Source organism: Comamonas faecalis (assembly GCF_039538025.1).
Classification (GTDB): Bacteria; Pseudomonadota; Gammaproteobacteria; order Burkholderiales; family Burkholderiaceae_C; genus Comamonas_C; species Comamonas_C faecalis.
Map to the genome: position 1 here is coordinate 1 of NZ_BAABBP010000023.1, position 17866 is coordinate 17866.

The window sequence follows — 17866 nt, forward strand, 5'->3', positions numbered from 1 at the left end:
CTCAAAACGGCGCCACTCTTCGTTGCGCTCCTTGCCCAGACACCCAGTCTGGGCTGCGTCGCACGTCTCGATTGACGCCGTTTTGAGTATGTTCGCACCGCCAAAAATAGCGTTAACAGGCCCTAGCGCCTCCCGGTCACGGCGCCAGGTCGAACACCAGCACCTCGGCCCGATCGCCCGCGTCCAGCGTGATGCGCGGCTCGCCCTGCAGCATCGCGCCGTCGCCCGCGGACAGCGGCACGCCGTTGACCTGCAACTGGCCGCGCGCCACCTGCACATAGGCCTTGCGCTTTGGATCGACGTCCAGCTGCGCCGCCTCGTCGCCGTCGAACAGCCCGGCCCAGACGCGCGCGTCGGCATGCAGGCTGACGCTTGCGCCCTGCCCGGCCGGCGCGGCAACCAGGCGCAGCCGGCCGCGCTTTTCATCATCGGGCACTCGCGCCTGCTCATAGCCGGGCTCGATGCCCAGCTGCGCCGGCTCGATCCAGATCTGCAGAAAGTGCGTGGTCTGCCCCGGCGCGTGGTTGAACTCGCTGTGGCGCACACCGGTGCCGGCGCTCATGCGCTGCACCTCGCCCGGCACGAGGGCCTGCACGTGGCCCATGCTGTCGCGGTGCGCAAGCGCGCCTTCGAGCACGTAGCTGATGATCTCCATGTCGCGGTGGCCGTGCTCGCCAAAACCGGTGTCCGGCGCAATGCGGTCTTCATTGATCACGCGCAGATTGCCCCAGCCCATGTGCTGCGGATCGTAGTAGCCAGCAAAGGAAAAGCTGTGGTGGCTGTCCAGCCAGCCGTGGTTGGCGTGCCCGCGCTCCTGCGCCTTGCGGATGTTCATCATGGTGTCGGCCTTTCTCTTTATTCCAATGCAAGCCACTTTAGGCCGCGGCCCCCACTTGCAAGCGCCGCGGCCTTGAAGGCATCATTCAATTCGTTTGAATTGACACACCCAGACCATGCAAAACAGCCGCAACGTCCTGACGCCCGACAACCTGTGCATGCTGCAGGCGATTGCCGAGACCGGCAGCTTTGCCGCGGCGGCGCGCCAGCTGGGCCTGGTGCCCAGCGCGCTGACCTACCGCGTGCGCCAGGTCGAAGACGCACTGGACGTGCTGCTGTTCGACCGCAGCACCCGCCAGGCGCGCGCGACCCCCGCCGGGCAGGAACTGCTGCGCGAGGGCGCGCGGCTGCTCGACGACGTGGACGCCATTGCCGAGCGCATCCGCCGCGTCGCCACGGGCTGGGAGCCGCAGCTGACGCTGTCGGTGGACGGCGCCATCTCGCCGGCCACCATGCTGGAGCTGATCGAGGCCTTCTACGCGCTGGCGCCGCCCACGCGCCTGAAGTGGCGCGACGGCATCCTGGGTGGCACGGCCGAGGCGTTGATCTCGGGCCAGGCCGACCTGGCCATCGGCGTGACGCTGGATGCGCTGTCGCCCAACGTCGCCGGACTGCAGAGCGCGCCGCTGGGCGAGCTGCGTTTCATCTTCGTCGTCGCACCCCACCACCCGCTTGCCAAACTGCCCGAGCCGCTGTCCGACGCCACGCTGCGCGCCCACCGCATGGTGGCCGTGGCCGATTCGGCGCGGCGCAGCTCCACCACCGTGGGCATCCTGCCCGGCCAGGACGTGCTCACCGTGGACAACATGCGCGCCAAGCTGCACGCCCAGCTGCGCGGCCTGGGCGGCGGCTTTCTGCCCGAGCCCATGGTGCGCGACCACCTGCAGGTCGGCCACCTGGTGCAACGGCACGTGGCGCGCCCCTCGCGCGGCGTGGCCATGGGCTATCTGTGGTGCGCCCCCGGACGCACCGGCCCCGGCCGCGCGCTGCAATGGTGGCTCACGCAGCTGCAAAGCGCGGTGACGCGCAAGGCGCTGCTCGAAAACCACCACTTCTGAAGCCGCGCCGTGTAGAGTTGCCAGAACCACCGAAAGCACACCATGAGTTCCACCCCACGCCGCAAAACGCCCTCTACCGCCCGCACCGCTGCGCCACAACAGCAGCGCATTGCCATCATCGGAGCCGGCATGGCCGGCGTCGTCTGTGCCCGCACGCTGGCGCAGGCCGGCCACGCGGTCGACGTCTTCGAGGCCGCACCCCAGCCCGGCGGGCGCACCGCGGCGCTGGACTCGCCCTTTGGCAGCTTTGACAGCGGCGCGCAGTACTTCACCGTGCGCGACGGGCGCTTTCAGACCGCGCTGATGCAAACCGTGCCCGACCTGTGCCGCCGCTGGAGCGTCAGCACGGTGCGCATGCTGGACGCCGCCGGCCGGGTGACCACGGCCGCGCCCCCGCCCAGCGAGGCGCACTGGGTCGCCACACCGACCATGGGCTCGCTGGTCGACGCCTGGGCCGCGCCGCTGGCGCAGGCCGGCCAGCTGCACACCGACCAGACGGTCGTGGGCCTCACGCGCGGCGACGGGCTGCGCTGGCAGGTGCGCACCCGATCGCGCGACGGCAGCACGCATGAGCGCGGCGAGTTCGACGCCGTCGTGCTCGCGCTGCCCGCCCCGCAGGCGCAGGCGCTGCTGCTGCAGTCGCAGCTGGACGTCGCCTGGAGCGCGGCACTCGACGGCGTCGACATCGCCCCCTGCTGGACCATGATGCTGGCCTTTGCCCACGCGGTGCAGCCGGGCCTGACCACGCTGGGCCCGCAATGGAACGCGGCGCGCTCCACCCACCACCGCATCGCCTGGCTGGCGCGCGAATCGAGCAAACCCGCACGCAACCAGGTCGAGCGCTGGACCGTGCAGGCCAGCCCCGCCTGGTCGCGCGAGCACCTGCAGGACGAGCCCGCGCGCGTGCAGGGCAAGCTGCTCAAGGCCTTTGCCGAAGTCACCGGCATCCACGCCGCGCCCACCCACGTACAGCTGCGCCGCTGGCAGTACGCGCAGACGCAATCGTCACTGGGCCAGACCTGCGTCTGGGACGCCGAGCTGGGCCTGGGCGCCTGCGGCGACTGGTGCCTGGGCTACCGGCTGGAAGACGCGTTCGTGTCCGGGCTGGAGCTGGCCCTGGCCATGGCATGAGCGGCCACACAGGCCGCTTCGCACCCTCTCCCACCGGCCCGCTGCACGCCGGCTCGCTGGTCGCGGCACTGGCCAGCTGGCTGGACGCACGCGCCTGCGGCGGGCGCTGGCTGGTGCGCATCGAGGACGTGGACGGCCCGCGCTGCGTGCCCGGCGCGGCAGAGCACATCCTGCGGCAGCTGAACGCCTGCGGCCTTGAGCCGGACGCGCCGCCGCTGTACCAATCGACACGCTCCGGGCGCTACCAGCAGGTGCTGGACGACCTGCTGGCGCGCGGTCTGGCCTACCCCTGCGCCTGCACCCGCCGCGAGATCGACGCCGCGCTGGCCGCCAGCGGCCATGTGCACGCCGCCCACACCGCCCGCCCCTACCCCGGCACCTGCCGCGCCGGACTGCAAGGCCGGCCAGCGCGCGCCTGGCGCTTTCACACCGAGAAGTACCAGGCGCAGCTGGCAGCCAGCGGAGACACCGGCCCCGGTTTTGCGCTGGGCGCGGCCGGCCTGCTGCACTGGAGCGACCGCCGCCTGGGCGCGCAGCAGCAGAACGTGGCGCTGGAGGTGGGCGACTTCGTGCTGCGCCGCGCCGACGGCCTGTGGGCCTACCAGCTGGCCGTCGTCGTCGACGACGGCGACCAGGGCGTGACCGACGTCGTGCGCGGCGCAGACCTGGCCGACAACACGCCGCGCCAACTGCTGCTGCAGCACGCGCTGGGCCTGCCCGCACCACGCTATCTGCACACACCGCTGGTGTGCACGCCGGACGGCGCCAAGCTGTCCAAGCAGCACGGCGCGCCGCCCATCGACGAGCGCCAGCCGCTGCAGGCGCTGGCGCAGGCCGCGCAGGCGCTGGGCCTGCCGCCGCTGCCCGCGCCGCGCAGCGTGGCGCAGGCCCTGCTTTGGTGGCAGCAGGCCTGGGCGCACCTCTACAATCGCGCCCCGTGAATACCAGCCCGACACCCGACACCCCCGCCGGCGCCGTCCCGAACGCCGCTCCCGCAGCCACCGGCCCTTCGCGCAGCGGCGCAGCGCCCGCCGACGTTGCCCACCCCAAGGCCATCCGAAGCTATGTGCGCCGCGCCGGCCGCACCACCACCGGCCAGACCAAGGCGCTGGCCGAGCTGGGCCCGCGCTTCGTGCTGCCCTACGCGCCGCAGCTGCTGGACGCAGACGCCGCGTTTGGCCGCCACGCGCCGCTGATCCTGGAGATCGGCTTTGGCATGGGCGAGGCCACGGCCCACATCGCCCGCGTGCGCCCGGGCGACAACTTTCTGTGCTGCGAGGTGCACGAGCCTGGCGTGGGCGCGCTGCTCAAGCGCATCGGCGAGCAGGGCATCGCCAACATCCGCATCTGCGCGCACGACGCCACCGAGGTGCTGGCCCACATGCTCGCGCCCGCGCAGCTCGACGGCATCCATATCTTCTTTCCCGACCCCTGGCACAAGAAAAAGCACAACAAGCGCCGCCTGATCCAGCCGCCGCTGGTCGCGCAGCTGGCCGGGCGGCTCAAGCCCGGCGGCTACATCCACTGCGCAACCGACTGGCAACCCTACGCCGAGCAGATGCTGCAAGTACTTGGCGCCGAGCCGCTGCTGGCCAACACCGCCCCCGACTACGCGCCCAAGCCCGACTACCGGCCGCTGACCAAGTTCGAGAACCGCGGCCTGCGCCTGGGCCATGGCGTGTGGGACCTGGTGTTCACGCGCCGCTGATCACGCCCTGTTTCCCCGCCGTGCGGTGCACCACGTAGCGCCGCGCCCTCGGGCCGCAGGCCGGCATCCACCAGCACATCGATGGCCTGCACGTCCAGGTGGCCAAACCAGTGCCCGTCGGGGTAGCTGATGGCCAGCGGCCCCAGGTTGCACGGGTATTGGCAGCTGGTGTGCAGCGGCATCACGGTCTTCTTCAGTTCCGGGTCTGCCTGCAGGCGCGCGCGCAGCTGCGCCCACAGGCCTGCTGCCCCCAGCGCGGTGCAGCGCGGGCCCAGGCACAGCAGCAGGTGGCGCGCCAGCGGCGGCACCTCGGACCAGGCGCGCGGGTCGCGCTCCCACTGCTTCGGCTGGGTCTGCGTCACGTCGGGCAGGTCTTGCGCCTGCGCCAGGCTGCGCGCCAGCAGCGGCGCCAGGCCGTCGAGCGCGCCCAGCGCCGGTGCGAACACGATGCGTGGCAGTGTCTCCGGCTGCGGCTGGCGGTGGCGCCAGCGCTGCGCCACCTTGTGCAGCCAGCGCAGCAGCGCCGGGTCGACCGGCACAAAGACCGGCTGCAGCACGACGAGCCGCGCGCGCGGCGCCGCCCGCAGGCAGGCGTCCAGCGCCTGCGGCAGGCCGGGGCCGGCGCGGTCCACGCAGGCCGCCTCCACATGCACCGGCGCGCCGGTGAGCGCCGCCGCCAGCCGATCGCGCAGCTGCGCCAGCTCCTACTGGGCGCCGCCGCCGTAGCCGGCGCGCCCGAGCAGCACCACCGCGCGCTCGCAGTCCAGGCGGGGGTCAGCGCAAGTCATCGGGCAGGTACTCGATCACGGGTTTGCCGCTGTGCGCGCTCGGCGTGACGCTGGCGCGCACGCCATAGACGCGCGCGATGTGCTTGGCCGTCAGCACCTGCGCCGGCGTGCCCTGGGCCACCAGCGCGCCGTCCTGCAGCAGGTAGAGCCGGTCGCAGTAGTGCGCGGCCAGTTGCAGGTCGTGCAGCGCGGCCAGCGTGGTCAGGCCCAGGCGGCGCACCAGCTGCATCAGCGCGAACTGGTGGCGCACGTCCAGGTGGTTGGTCGGCTCGTCCAGGATCAAGAGCGGCGCCTGCTGCGCAAGTGCGCGGGCCATCAGCACGCGCTGCTTTTCGCCGCCCGACAGGGTGGAGAACATGCGCTCGACCAGATGCGCGGTGTCGGTGCGCTCCAATGCTTCGGCGGCAATGCGCAGATCCTCGTCGCTGTCGCGCGCGAACGGCGACTGGTGCGGCGTGCGGCCCATCAGCACCATGTCGCGCACGCACAGGTCGAACGCGCCGCCGCCCTCCTGCGCGAGCACAGCCATGGCGCGGGCGCTCTCACGCGCGCCAGCCTGCCAGACGTCGCGGCCCGCCACGCGCACGCGGCCACCAGCCGGCCGCAGCACGCGGTAGACCATGCGCAGCAGCGTGGACTTGCCGCTGCCGTTGGGCCCGAGCAGGCCGACGAACTCGCCCTGTGCGGCATGCAGGCTCACGTCGCGCACGATGTGCGCGGCCGCCGCCTGCCAGCTCAGGCCATCGGCCTGCAGATGGGCGCCCGGAGCACTCATGCCAGCAGCCTTTGCGCCGTCTGGCGGCGGTAGAGCATCCAGACGAAGAACGGCCCGCCCACCAGCGAGGTGATGACGCCCAGCGGCAATTCGGCCGGGGCAAACGCGGTGCGCGAGAGCACGTCCGCCCAGACCAGGAAGATGGCGCCCACCAGTGCCGAGACGGGCAGCACGCGCCGGTGCTCGGCGCCCACCAACATGCGCGTGACATGCGGCACCACCAGGCCGACGAAGCCGATCGGCCCGGCCAGCGCCACCAGCGTGCCGGTGACCAGCGAAACCAGCACGAACAGCCAGCGCCGCGTGCGCGGGGTGTCCACGCCCAGCGTGGCAGCGCTGTCCTCGCCGGTCAGCAGCGCGTTCAGCGCGCGCGCTTGCACCAGCAGCAGCGCCATGCCCGCCAGCAGCAGCGCGCTGGGCAGGCCCAACTCGTCCCAACGGGTGCCGGCAAGGCTGCCCATGGTCCAGGTGAGCACCGAATTGGCCAGCTCGCGCTGGTCGGCCGTCAGCACGATGAAGCTGGTGACGCCGCCCAGGCAGTAGGCAATGGCCACGCCGCCCAGGATGAGGCGTGCCGCCTGCAGCCGCCCATCGGCATGTGCCAACGCATAGACCAGCACGCAGGCGGCCAGCGCGCCGCCAAACGCCCCCAGCGGCAGCGCCCAGCCGCCGGCAAAGGCCAGCGCGCCATAGGCCAGCACCGCCACCGCACCCACCGACGCGCCCGAGGACACGCCCAGCAAATAGGGGTCGGCCAGCGGATTGCGCACCATGGCCTGCATGGCCACGCCCACCAGCGACAGCCCGGCGCCGGCCAGCGCCGCCAGCAGCACGCGCGGCAGGCGCACGCGCCAGACGATCTGCTGCTGGGAGATGCTCCAGTCGCCTGCCGCCAGATCCAGCCCCAGGCGCTGGCCGATCTCGAACCCGGTGATCTGCCAGACCTGGCCGGCCGCCAGCCGCACCGGCCCGAGCGTGATCGCCAGCGTCAGCGACAGCGCCAGCAGCGCCGCCAACGCGGCCAGCCACCAGGCCAGGTGGCGCCGCTGCAGCGCATGGGCGAGGTGGACGGGATTCATGGCGCCGGCACCCTGTCCGGGTGCAGGGCGTGGGCAAGTTTGCGCACGGCGGCGACGTTGCGCGGCCCGGGCGTGGCCTCAGCAAAGTCCAGCAGCACAAAGCGGCGCTCGCGGACGGCGCTCAGGTGGGCTAGTTCGGGCTGGGCGAGCAAAAACTGGCGCTTGGCGTCGGGAGTGGGAACATCGTTGTCGACAATGGCGATCCACTCGGGGTCGCGCGCAATCACGTCCTCCCAGTTGCCCCGCGTCCAGCTGCTGGCGATGTCGGCAAACAGGTTCTCGCCGCCAGCGGCCTCGATCATCGCGTGCGGCATCGCAAAGCGCCCGGCGGTGATGGGAATATCGGTGCCGCTGTCGTACAAGAACACGCGCGGGCGCCGCGCCACACCGGCGGTGGCGGTGGTGATGCGCGCCAGCTCGGCGCGCTGGGCATCGACCAGCGCCTGCGCGCGCTCGGGCACGCGAAAAATCCGCCCCAACGCCAGCAGGTCGGCAAAGGTGTCTTCCAGTGCCACGCGCTCGCGTGAGCCCTGGCGGATGCACGACTCGGTCAGCACGTAGCTGGCGATGCCCAGCTCGGCCAGGCTGGCGGGCGTGACCTGGCCCTGGCGAAAGCCATACGACCAGCCGCTGAAGACAAAGTCGGCCTGCGCGCCCAGCAGTGTCTCCAGGTTCATGCTGGCACCCGACAGGTCGGGCACGCTGGCCAGTTGTGCCTGCATGACCGGCGGCAGGCGCGTGATGTCGCGCAGCCCGCCGTAGCCGGCCAGCCGGTCTTGCAGCCCCAGCGCCAGCACCATCTCGACCAGGTTGATGCCATGCACCACGGCGCGCTCGGGCGCCGTCGGATAGTCCACCACCTGGCCGCAAACGCTGGCCTGCACCGGCACCGATGCGTCGGCAGCCGGCACGACGGGTGCGGCCGGCTGTTGTGCCGGCGGTTGCGCCGACTCCTGCGCCGGTGCGCAGGCAGCCAGCAGCAGCGCCAGCGCGGCGGCCAGGCTCCCTGCTTTTGACGGAAGAAAAGCTGAAATCATGCTTGGAGAGGCGCTGCCTGCGCGGCTGTCAAAAAACCCATTCGGCCGTCACGTCCACCCGCCGACCTTCGCCGGGGTAGGCCTGCGACGCGCTGGCGCTGGAGACGGCCGAATAGGTGTAGAGCTTGTCGCCCAGGTTGCGCAGCGTCAGGCGGTAGGTCTGGCTGGGCTGGGGGCTCCAGCTGAGTGCCGCATCCCACACGGTATAGCCGGCGCTGCGGGCGGTGTTGCCGTCATCGGCAAAGCGGCTGCTGACGGCGCGCGCCCCCAGCGAGGCCTGCCAGCGGCCCATGCCGTTGTGCGTGGTGTAGTGCGCCCACAGGTTGGCGTTGTGGCGCGCCACGTTGAGTGGGCGCTTGCCCGTCAGGTCCACGCCACCCTTGATCAGTTCGTCATAACGGGCATCCACCAAGGCGTAATTGCCTTCGATGCGCCAGTGCGGCGACAGGCGCAGCGCAGCGCTCAGCTCCAGGCCTTGCGACGACTGCTCGCCGCCCTGCACCGACTTGGTTTTGTCATCGCGGTCCTGCGTGACGATGTTGCTTTTTTCGATGCGATAGGCGGCAGCCGTCCACTCGCCCTGGCCCTGCGCCCACTGCTGCTTGATGCCCAGTTCGATCTGGCGCGCCGTGGTCAGCTTGTAGGGGCGGTTGCCCAGGTTCAGCGTCAGCACGTTGGTGACGGGATCGTGGCCTTGCGAGAACTGGCCGTACAAATGGGTCTGGGCATCGAGCTTGTGCGTCAGGCCCAGACGCCACGCGGTGCCGCCCAGGTGCTTGCCAAAGGAGTCGGGGCCCACCAAATCATTGCGCTCGAAATTCGTCAGGTCACGGCGAATGCCGGCCAGCAGCAGCCAACGCTCGCTGAGCGTCCAGGCATCCTCGGCATAGAAGTCGTGCGTCGTCGCCTGGGTGCGCAAGGTGTGCAGCATCGGCGAGGTATTGGGCCAGTAGCCCAGCGACGGGTCATGGACACCGATGAGGTCACTGCCGGCGTAGTCGTTGCGGGAGAAGTTGAAGCGGGCCTTGCTCACCTCCCAGCCCAGCACCAGCTTGTGCGCGCCGGCCTCCAGGGCCGCCTCCAGCCGGTTGCCGGTCTGCACCAGATCGTGCGCGAGCTCCAGATAGTCGCCAAGCTTTATCTGCTGCGTCGCCGGCAGATAGCGGTAGGACTCGATGTTGCGCCAGTAGCGGTCGGCCTTGAAGTGGTAGAGCTCGTTGCGTACATGCAGCGCGTCGCTCACTTGGTAGCTGGCGCGCGCGCGCAGACGCTGGTCTTGAATGTGAATGGCGCTGTCGGCGGTGTTGAAGTTGCGCCCCAGCAGCTCAGGTACAAACTGCCCGCCCAACGTGGGCGCGCCAAAGTAGCGCGCCGGCCGCTGGTTGCTCACGTCAGCCAGCAGCTCCAGGCGCAGCGCGGCGCTGGGCTGCCAGCGCAGCGTGCTCATCAGCTTGGCGGTGCTGGCCTGGCTCAGCGGGCGCTCGCCGTCGGTGCGCTGGCCGTAAACGTCAAGGCGGTAGCTCAGCGTCTCGCCCAGCGGGCCGGCCAGGCCCACGCCCAGGCGGGCCGCGCCGTCGCTGCCGGCGCCGGCCAACACTTCACGCAGCGGCTCGCGCGTGGGCTGTTTGCGCACCGCGTTGACCGTGCCCCCCACGGTGCCCGTGCCGTAGACGATGGAGGCCGGCCCGCGCAACACCTCGACACGCTCATAGCCCCAGCCGTCGCCCGGATAGGGCGTGGTGCTGGACGCCACGCCCAGGCGCACGCCGTCCTCGGCAATACCAACCGAGTTGGTGCCGGTAAAGCCGCGCGAGGAAAACGACAGGCTGCTGTAGCTGGTAGCCGACAGCGGCGTCATGCCCACGGTGCGGCCAATGATGTCGGCCATGCGGCTATCGCCGCGCTCCTGCCAAGTCTGCTCGTCCACAGAGGCCAAGCTGGCCGGCAAATCCTGCGTCGCAATCCCGGTGCGGCTGCCCGAGGTCGACGGCAGCTGCAGGCCCAGGCCTGCGCTGCGCTCGCCGACGACGCGCATCGCGGGCAGCTCGGACGCTGCGGCGGCCACGCCAGGCTCGTCGGCATGCGCCAGCGGCGGCGCCAGCAGGCAGGCCAACGCGGCCGCGCCGGCCAACGGGGAATGCAAGGAAAACCGCGGCGCACGGCGCGCGGACGAACGTAGAACAGGCAGGCTGGCCATGGACTGACACCCCAGATGCTGCAGCCTGCATCGCCGGTGGTGTGCCATGGCACGCACCAGGCCGAGGGCCCCAGGCGCGCGCGCCGGCAACCACCGCTGCTCCCCGCAGGCGGCTGTTGCGCATGCCGCAACGCACCGGGACGGGCCCGGCACGGCGGCGCTCAACAGGCCGGTATCCGGGCTTGCAGCTGGCGCACATGCCATGGCATTGCGCGCCCCACGCCTCGCCTTCCCGGCGTCGCCGCGCACCTTCTCAGGTCACGTAAGACGCCAGTGGCCGGCCCGTGCGCGCAAAGCACATGGGCCGATGAAATCGTGGAAATCTGCTGACCGTTGCGGGGGCAGCCAGGGCCTTGCACCCTGTTCCCGTTGAACCCGGCGCTTACGCGCTCGGGCACCTGTTGCAGGGCAGCGAGTATAGCGGCGACCAGCCAGCGCACGAGCTGCGGCAGTCGGATGCGCGCACCCGCGCAATGTATTTACCGATGCAACAAAAAACCCGCATGTCGAGCGAGCATGCGGGTTTGATGGTCGTGGCAGGCCGTGAAGCAGCCTGTTGGAGCGGGTGAAGGGAATCGAACCCTCGTATGAAGCTTGGGAAGCTGCCGTTCTACCATTGAACTACACCCGCGAAGCCTTGCATTATAGGTGTCGACTGCGCCTGCGGCTGCCAAATCTATAATGGCCGGTTGATTTTTCCACGGGTGGCGCGCGCGTTCTCAAGTGACTTCGCGACGTGCCGTTCGTAGCCGCATAACACCATGAGCACACCGTATTTTTCTGTTGCCGACATCCGTCGCACCTTTCTGGAATTCTTTGCCGCCAAGGGCCACACGGTGGTCGAATCCAGCCCGCTGGTGCCGGGCAACGACCCGACGCTGATGTTCACCAACTCGGGCATGGTGCAGTTCAAGGACGTGTTCCTGGGCACCGACAAGCGGCCCTACGTGCGCGCGGCCAGCGTGCAGACCTGTCTGCGCGCCGGCGGCAAGCACAACGACCTGGAGAACGTGGGCTACACCGCGCGCCACCACACCTTCTTCGAGATGCTGGGCAACTGGTCGTTTGGCGACTATTTCAAGCGCGAGTCGATCGAATGGGGCTGGGAGCTGCTGACCAAGGTATTCGGGCTGCCCGCTGACAGGCTGCTGGCCACCGTCTACCACGAGGACGACGAGGCCTACGACATCTGGACCCAGGTGATCGGCCTGCCGCCCGAGCGCGTGATTCGCATTGGCGACAACAAGGGCGGCAAGTACAAGAGCGACAACTTCTGGATGATGGCCGACACCGGCCCCTGCGGGCCGTGCTCGGAGATCTTCTACGACCACGGCGACCACATTCCCGGCGGCCCTCCGGGCAGTCCTCAGGAGGACGGCGACCGCTTCATCGAGATCTGGAACCACGTGTTCATGCAGTTCGACATGAAGGAGGACGGCTCGGTCACTCCGCTGCCCGCGCCTTGCGTCGACACCGGCATGGGCCTGGAGCGCCTGGCCGCCATCCTGCAGCATGTGCACAGCAACTACGAGATCGACCTGTTCAAGGCATTGATTGCCGCCGCTGCGCGCGAGACCGGCTGCCAGGATCTGGCCAACCCGTCGCTGAAGGTGATTGCCGACCACATCCGCGCCACCGCCTTCCTGGTGGCCGACGGCGTGATTCCCGGCAACGAGGGCCGCGGCTATGTGCAGCGGCGCATCATCCGCCGCGCGATCCGCCACGGCTACAAGCTGGGGCAGAAGACGCCGTTCTTCCACAAGCTGGTGGCCGATCTCGTCGCGCAAATGGGCGACGCCTACCCGCGCCTGGCGCAGCAGACAGAGCGCATCACCGAAGTGCTGCGCGTAGAGGAGGAGCGCTTCTTCGAGACACTGGCGCACGGCATGGAAATCCTGGACGGCGCGCTGGCAGGCGGCGCCCGGGTGCTGGCCGGCGACGTGGCCTTCAAGCTGCACGACACCTTCGGCTTTCCGCTGGACCTGACGCAGGACGTCTGCCGCGAGCGCGGTGTGGCCGTGGACGAGGCCGGCTTTGACGCCGCGATGCAGCACCAGAAGGAGCAGGCGCGCGCGGCCGGCAAGTTCAAGATGGATCGCGCGCTGGAGTACGGCGGCGCGGCCAACACCTTCACCGGCTACGAGCACCTGGCCGAGAGCGCCAAGATCGTCGCGCTGTACCTGGGCGGCGTGAGTGTGGCCACGCTGGATGCGGGGCAAAGCGGCGTCGTCGTGCTCGACACCACGCCGTTCTATGCCGAAAGCGGCGGCCAGGTGGGTGACCAGGGCCAGATCTCCACGCCGGTGGCGCGCTTTGACGTGGCGGACACGCAAAAAATCAAGGCCGACGTGTTCGGCCACCACGGCGCCGTTGCGCAGGGCCAGCTGAGCGTGGGCGACAGCGTGCAGGCGCAGGTGGACACCCGGCTGCGCGCCGCGACCATGCGCAACCACAGCGTGACTCACTTGATGCACAAGGCGCTGCGCGAGGTGCTGGGCGGGCATGTGCAGCAAAAGGGCTCGCTGGTCACGCCCGAGCGCACGCGCTTCGACTTCACGCACAACGCACCGGTCACGCCCGCGCAGATGCGCGAGATCGAGCGGCGCGTGAACACCGAGATCCTGGCCAACAGCGCCACGCAGGCGCGCGTGATGGATATCGAGAGCGCGCAGAAGACCGGGGCGGTGATGCTGTTCGGCGAGAAGTACGGCGAGAGCGTGCGCGTGCTCGACATTGGCACCAGCCGCGAGCTGTGCGGCGGCACCCACGTGGCGCGCACCGGCGACATCGGCCTGTTCAAGATCGTCGCCGAGGGCGGCGTGGCCGCCGGCATCCGCCGCGTGGAAGGCGTGACCGGCGAGAACGCGCTGGCCTATCTGCAGTCGCTGGAAGACACGGTGGACGGCGCCGCCGCGGCGCTCAGGGCGCCCGCGGCCGAGCTTGCCGGGCGCATCGGCGCAGCGCTGGAGCACATCCGCTCGCTGGAAAAGGAAGTCGACGCGCTCAAGGGCAAACTCGCCGCCAGCCAGGGCGACGAACTGGCCGCACAGGCCGTTGAAGTGAACGGGCTGAAGGTGCTGGCCGCCACGCTGCAGGGCGCCGACGCAAAGACGCTGCGCGAGACCATGGACAAGCTCAAGGACAAGCTGAAGGCCGCCGCCATCGTGCTGGCCGCCGTCGACGGCGACAAGGTGCAGTTGGCCGCCGGCGTGACCAAGGCCGAGACCGCGCGCGTCAAGGCGGGCGATCTGGTCAACTTCGTCGCCAGCCAGGTCGGTGGCAAGGGCGGCGGCAAGCCCGACATGGCCATGGCCGGCGGCACCGACGCCAAAGCGCTGCCGCAGGCGCTGGCCAGCGTGCAGGGCTGGGTGGCGCAGCGCCTGGGCTGAGGCAAGCGCCGGAATTGCCGGCCCCGGGGCTTGGCGCCCCGGGTCTGCCTGGACTTGAAGTCCAACTTCAGATGAGGACTTGAGCACTGCCGTGGACAGCACACCTGCTGGCACGCGAGAAAGCAAACGGTGCGCGCGCCGCAGCGCCTCGCGTTGCCGCGAAGGTGCACGCCGCACGCGAAGCGCTGGCCCAGCATGACGGGTTGATGGCGCAGCGCGCCACGGGCCATGCGCAAGCAACACGACGTGCTTGGCAGCACGCCAGGCCATCCATGCCGCAGCGAACGGGCTGCAGGGTGCGTTGGTGCAGCTTCTCGCGGCAGACCACCCGCCAATCGAACACCTCAGCGCAGCGCTTGTTTAGGGCCCAAGGCCAAACGCCCCTGGAAAAGAAAAACGGGCTACTGCATTTCTGCTGTAACCCGTTGATTTCATTGAGAAAAAATGGTCGGCGTGGCGGGATTCGAACTCGCGACCCCTTGCACCCCATGCAAGTGCGCTACCAGGCTGCGCTACACGCCGACAAGACTTAGATTGTATAGCGGAAAATCACTCGAAAAACAAAAGCGACCTGATTTCTTCCAGCTCTCTGCGCAGTTCGGCCGAGTCCAGCGCCAAGGGTGTGCGTTCTGCCATGTTCGCCGCATCGAGGGCCGCGTCGCCGCCCTGCTCGTGCCCGGCGCCCGGCTCCTGGTCGACCTCCTGCAGGCGGTTGCGCGCGCCGCTGATCGTGAAGCCCTGCTCGTAGAGCAGGTCCCGGATGCGGCGAATCATCAAGACCTCGTGGTGCTGGTAGTAGCGCCGGTTGCCGCGGCGCTTCATCGGGCGCAGTTGGGTGAATTCCTGCTCCCAGTAGCGCAGCACGTGGGGCTTGACCGCGCACAGCTGGGCGACCTCGCCGATGGTGAAGTAGCGCTTGGCAGGAATGGGAGGCAGCACCGGGTGGGTCGTCATCGTCGTGCAGGGGCAGGCGCAACAAAACGTTGAAGGTTAGCGCAGACCCGGGCAATCGCCAAACCCGGCGCACCCATATGCATCACTCGTCCGACAGGCCTTGCTGGATCTGCTCCTTGAGTTTGTTGCTGGCGTGGAAGGTGACCACGCGGCGCGCCTGGATGGGGATGGATTCACCTGTGCGCGGGTTGCGCCCGGGGCGCGACGCCTTGGTGCGGATCTGGAAGTTGCCGAAACCCGAGAGCTTGACATCCTCGCCAGCGGCAAGGCTGCGCACGATCAGGTCGAAGAAGGCATCGACCATGTCCTTGGATTCACGCTTGTTCAGGCCGATGTGGTCAAACAGCAACTCGGCCAGCTGCGCCTTGGTCAGCGTGGGGGTCTCCAGGCTTTCCACGGCCAGCTCGATGCTCTGCGGTGCAGACTCTCGTTCCTGGGTCATCGCAACCTCGCCTGCGTTTGTGCGGCCAGTGCCTGCAGCACGCGGGCCATGGCCGACTCGATTTCGGTGTCGGTCAGCGCGTTGTCGTCGCTGCCCAGCGTCAGGCGCAGAGCGAGGCTTTTCTCGCCCTGGGCCAGCGCGCCGGCGGGCGCCGTCTCACCATCGCGCAGCGGGCGCGGGCGGAACACGTCGAACAGCACGCACGAGCGCAGCAGCTCTGCCGGCAACGCGCTGCTGGCCGCCTGCACGACCTGGTCGTGCGTGATGCGCTCTGCCACGACGACGGCGATGTCGCGCTCGACCAGTTGGCGCCGCGCCACTGGGCGCGCCGCCGGCACGTTGCGCGCCAGCACGGCGTCCATTTCCAGCTCGAACAGCACGGGCGCCGACGGCAGGCTCCAGGTCTGGCACCAGCGCGGATGCAGCTCGCCGATGAAGCCAATGGCCTTGCCGTCAAGCAGCACGCGCGCGCAGCGCCCCGGGTGCAGCGCCGGGTGTTCCGCCGGCTCGAATACCGGCAGCAAAGGCGCCAGCAGCGCCTGGACGTCACCCTTGGCGTCGTAGAAGTCAACGGCGGTGTCCGGGCGGCCCCATTGCAGCTGGTCGACCGCGCCATGGGCAAGGCCGGCCACGCGCAGCGGCTGGCGGTAGCCCTGGACGGTGGTGTCGCTGTCGGGCACGCTGGCGTCGCGCAGGAAGACGCGGCCAATCTCGAACACGCGCACGCGGGGAGCCTTGCGATCCAGGTTGAATTTCAGCACCTGCAGCAGCGAGCCGATCAACGTCGAGCGCATCACGCTCAAGTGGCTGGCAATCGGGTTGAGCAGGCGGATCGGGTCAGCGTTGTCGGCCAGCTCGCGCTCCCAGCGCTCGTCGACGAAGCTGAAGTTGATCGTCTCCTGGTAACCCAGTGCGGCCAGCGCGCGGCGCACCGCAAACGGGCTGCGGCGCGACTCGGCGCGCAGGCGCGGCGTGATTGGCGCAAGCGGCGGCGTGGTCGGCAGGCGGTTGTAGCCGATGACGCGGGCCACTTCCTCGATCAGGTCTTCCTCCAGGCGCAGGTCGAAGCGCCAGCTCGGCGGCGTGACGGTGATCACGCCCTCTTCTTCAGTCAGCGCCAGGCCCAGGCCGGCCAGCGCCTGTGCGCACTGCGCCTGCGTCAGCGGCATGCCGATGACCTTGGCCGCGCGTGCCACGCGCAGGCGCACCGGCTCGGCCTGCGGCATGCGCACGCGGGTGTCGTCGATGGCGGCGCAGGCGGTCTCGCCCGTACCGCAGATGTCGATGATCAGCTGCGTGATGCGCTCGATGTGCTCCACCGTGCCCTCGGGGTCGACGCCGCGCTCGAAGCGATGGCCGGCGTCGGTCGAGAAATTGAAGCGGCGCGAGCGCCCGACGATCGCGTCGGGCCACCAGAAGGCGGCCTCGACATAGACGTTGCGCGTGTCGTCGGTGACGGCAGTGGCGTCGCCACCCATGATGCCGGCCAGCGACTCGACCTGGGCGGAATCGGCAATCACGCCGACCTGCTCGTCCAGCGTGACTGTGTTGCCGTTGAGCAGCTTGAGCGTCTCGCCCGCGCGGCCCCAGCGCACCTGCAGGCCGCCGTGGATCCTGTCCAGGTCAAAAATATGCGACGGCCGGCCCAGCTCGAACATCACATAGTTGGAGATGTCGACCAGCGGCGCGACGCTGCGCTGGCCACAGCGCGCCAGGCGGTCGACCATCCACTGCGGCGTAGCCGCGCGCGGGTTGATGGCGCGCACCACGCGGCCGGAAAAGCGCCCGCACAGGTCGGGCGCCTCGATGCGCACTGGAACGGTCTCGTTCAGCGTGGCGGGCACCGGCGCAAACTCCAGCACCTTCAGCGGCGCGCCGGTCAGCGCCGACAGCTCGCGCGCAATGCCGTAGACGCTCAGGCAATGCGCCAGGTTGGGCGTGAGCTTGAGGGTAAACAGCGTGTCGTCCAGCTGCAGGTGCTCGCGGATGTCCTGGCCCAGCGGCGCAGGATGCGCCAGCTCCAGCAGGCCGCCGTGGTCTTCGGAAAGGCGCAGCTCGCGCGCCGAGCACAGCATGCCAAAGCTCTCTACGCCGCGTAGCTTGCCCACCTTGATGAGGAAGGGCTTGCCGTCCTCGCCGGGCGGCAGCTCGGCGCCCACCAGCGCGCACGGAACCTTGATGCCAACACGCGCATTGGGCGCGCCGCAGACGATGGTGAGCAGCGCACCCTGCCCCACGTCGACCTGGCACACGCGCAGGCGGTCGGCGTTGGGGTGCTGAACGGCGTCCTTGATCTCGCCGACGACGATCTTGGTGAACGCCGGCGCCACGGGCGCCAGCTCTTCGACCTCCAGGCCGGCCATGGTCAGGGTGTCGGCCAGCTCCTGGGTGGTCAGGGGCGGGTTGCAGAATTCGCGCAACCAGGATTCGGGGAATTGCATTTTTGTGGCTCAGCGTTGGGCGTTGGACGA

Annotated in this window: 14 protein-coding genes, 2 tRNA genes and 1 riboswitch; of the genes, 5 read left to right on the forward strand and 11 right to left on the reverse strand. The window is 69.6% G+C overall.

The genetic code is table 11. The features are described from left to right. Positions 1-136 precede the first annotated feature (136 nt). Positions 137-838: a pirin family protein gene (locus tag ABD767_RS12220; protein WP_103043894.1), complete on the reverse strand. Its 702-nt coding sequence runs from the start codon at positions 836-838 to the stop codon at positions 137-139. Positions 839-953: 115 nt separating this feature from the next. On the opposite strand from ABD767_RS12220, the gene ABD767_RS12225 reads away from it, so the two are divergent. The 4 genes from ABD767_RS12225 to trmB are packed head-to-tail and all read left to right on the forward strand — an operon-like array spanning position 954 to position 4734. Further along, positions 954-1895, forward strand: a complete 942-nt coding sequence (locus tag ABD767_RS12225; protein WP_103043895.1) for a LysR substrate-binding domain-containing protein — start codon at positions 954-956, stop codon at positions 1893-1895. Between the two features lie 42 nt (positions 1896-1937). Then, on the forward strand, positions 1938-3026 hold the full coding sequence (locus ABD767_RS12230; RefSeq protein WP_146031435.1) for an FAD-dependent oxidoreductase: 1089 nt from the start codon (positions 1938-1940) through the stop codon (positions 3024-3026). After that, entirely contained in the window at positions 3023-3967 is a 945-nt protein-coding gene (gluQRS, locus tag ABD767_RS12235) for a tRNA glutamyl-Q(34) synthetase GluQRS (RefSeq protein WP_103043897.1), read from the forward strand. Before ABD767_RS12230 ends, gluQRS begins: the two co-directional genes overlap by 4 nt. Beyond that, positions 3925-4734, forward strand: a complete 810-nt coding sequence (trmB, locus tag ABD767_RS12240) for a tRNA (guanosine(46)-N7)-methyltransferase TrmB (protein WP_425549919.1) — start codon at positions 3925-3927, stop codon at positions 4732-4734. The genes gluQRS and trmB overlap by 43 nt, the downstream gene beginning before the upstream one ends. Here the strand turns inward: trmB and ABD767_RS12245 are convergent. The 6 genes from ABD767_RS12245 to ABD767_RS12270 form a co-directional block, all read right to left on the reverse strand. Continuing rightward, entirely contained in the window at positions 4653-5366 is a 714-nt protein-coding gene (locus ABD767_RS12245; RefSeq protein WP_344869728.1) for a (2Fe-2S) ferredoxin domain-containing protein, read from the reverse strand. The two genes, trmB and ABD767_RS12245, sit on opposite strands and share 82 nt — an antisense overlap. Positions 5367-5508: 142 nt before the next feature. After that, on the reverse strand, positions 5509-6297 hold the full coding sequence (locus tag ABD767_RS12250; protein ID WP_103043900.1) for an ATP-binding cassette domain-containing protein: 789 nt from the start codon (positions 6295-6297) through the stop codon (positions 5509-5511). Next, complete coding sequence (locus ABD767_RS12255) at positions 6294-7376, reverse strand: iron chelate uptake ABC transporter family permease subunit (RefSeq protein ID WP_103043901.1); 1083 nt, start codon at positions 7374-7376, stop codon at positions 6294-6296. Before ABD767_RS12255 ends, ABD767_RS12250 begins: the two co-directional genes overlap by 4 nt. Next, positions 7373-8413, reverse strand: a complete 1041-nt coding sequence (locus ABD767_RS12260; RefSeq protein WP_103043902.1) for an ABC transporter substrate-binding protein — start codon at positions 8411-8413, stop codon at positions 7373-7375. Before ABD767_RS12260 ends, ABD767_RS12255 begins: the two co-directional genes overlap by 4 nt. Positions 8414-8441: 28 nt before the next feature. Next, positions 8442-10556, reverse strand: a complete 2115-nt coding sequence (locus tag ABD767_RS12265) for a TonB-dependent receptor (protein WP_344869729.1) — start codon at positions 10554-10556, stop codon at positions 8442-8444. A gap of 204 nt (positions 10557-10760) precedes the next feature. After that, positions 10761-11027: riboswitch (cobalamin riboswitch) on the reverse strand. Positions 11028-11167: 140 nt separating this feature from the next. After that, positions 11168-11241 (reverse strand) — tRNA-Gly (locus ABD767_RS12270). A gap of 130 nt (positions 11242-11371) precedes the next feature. Here ABD767_RS12270 and alaS point away from each other — a divergent pair. Then, the gene (gene alaS, locus ABD767_RS12275) at positions 11372-13999 is read left to right on the forward strand and encodes an alanine--tRNA ligase (protein ID WP_103043904.1); all 2628 of its coding nucleotides are present in this window, start codon (positions 11372-11374) and stop codon (positions 13997-13999) included. A gap of 445 nt (positions 14000-14444) precedes the next feature. On the opposite strand, the gene ABD767_RS12280 is transcribed toward alaS, so the two are convergent. The 4 genes from ABD767_RS12280 to pheT form a co-directional block, all read right to left on the reverse strand. Further along, positions 14445-14521: transfer RNA gene (locus tag ABD767_RS12280), tRNA-Pro, on the reverse strand. Positions 14522-14548: 27 nt separating this feature from the next. Continuing rightward, positions 14549-14953 carry a MerR family transcriptional regulator gene (locus ABD767_RS12285; protein ID WP_103043905.1) on the reverse strand — a complete coding sequence of 135 codons (405 nt, stop codon included), beginning with the start codon at positions 14951-14953 and terminating at the stop codon, positions 14549-14551. A gap of 82 nt (positions 14954-15035) precedes the next feature. After that, positions 15036-15395: an integration host factor subunit alpha gene (locus ABD767_RS12290; protein WP_103043906.1), complete on the reverse strand. Its 360-nt coding sequence runs from the start codon at positions 15393-15395 to the stop codon at positions 15036-15038. Beyond that, positions 15392-17836 carry a phenylalanine--tRNA ligase subunit beta gene (gene pheT, locus ABD767_RS12295; protein WP_103043907.1) on the reverse strand — a complete coding sequence of 815 codons (2445 nt, stop codon included), beginning with the start codon at positions 17834-17836 and terminating at the stop codon, positions 15392-15394. The genes ABD767_RS12290 and pheT overlap by 4 nt, the downstream gene beginning before the upstream one ends. Between the last annotated feature and the right edge of the window lie 30 nt (positions 17837-17866).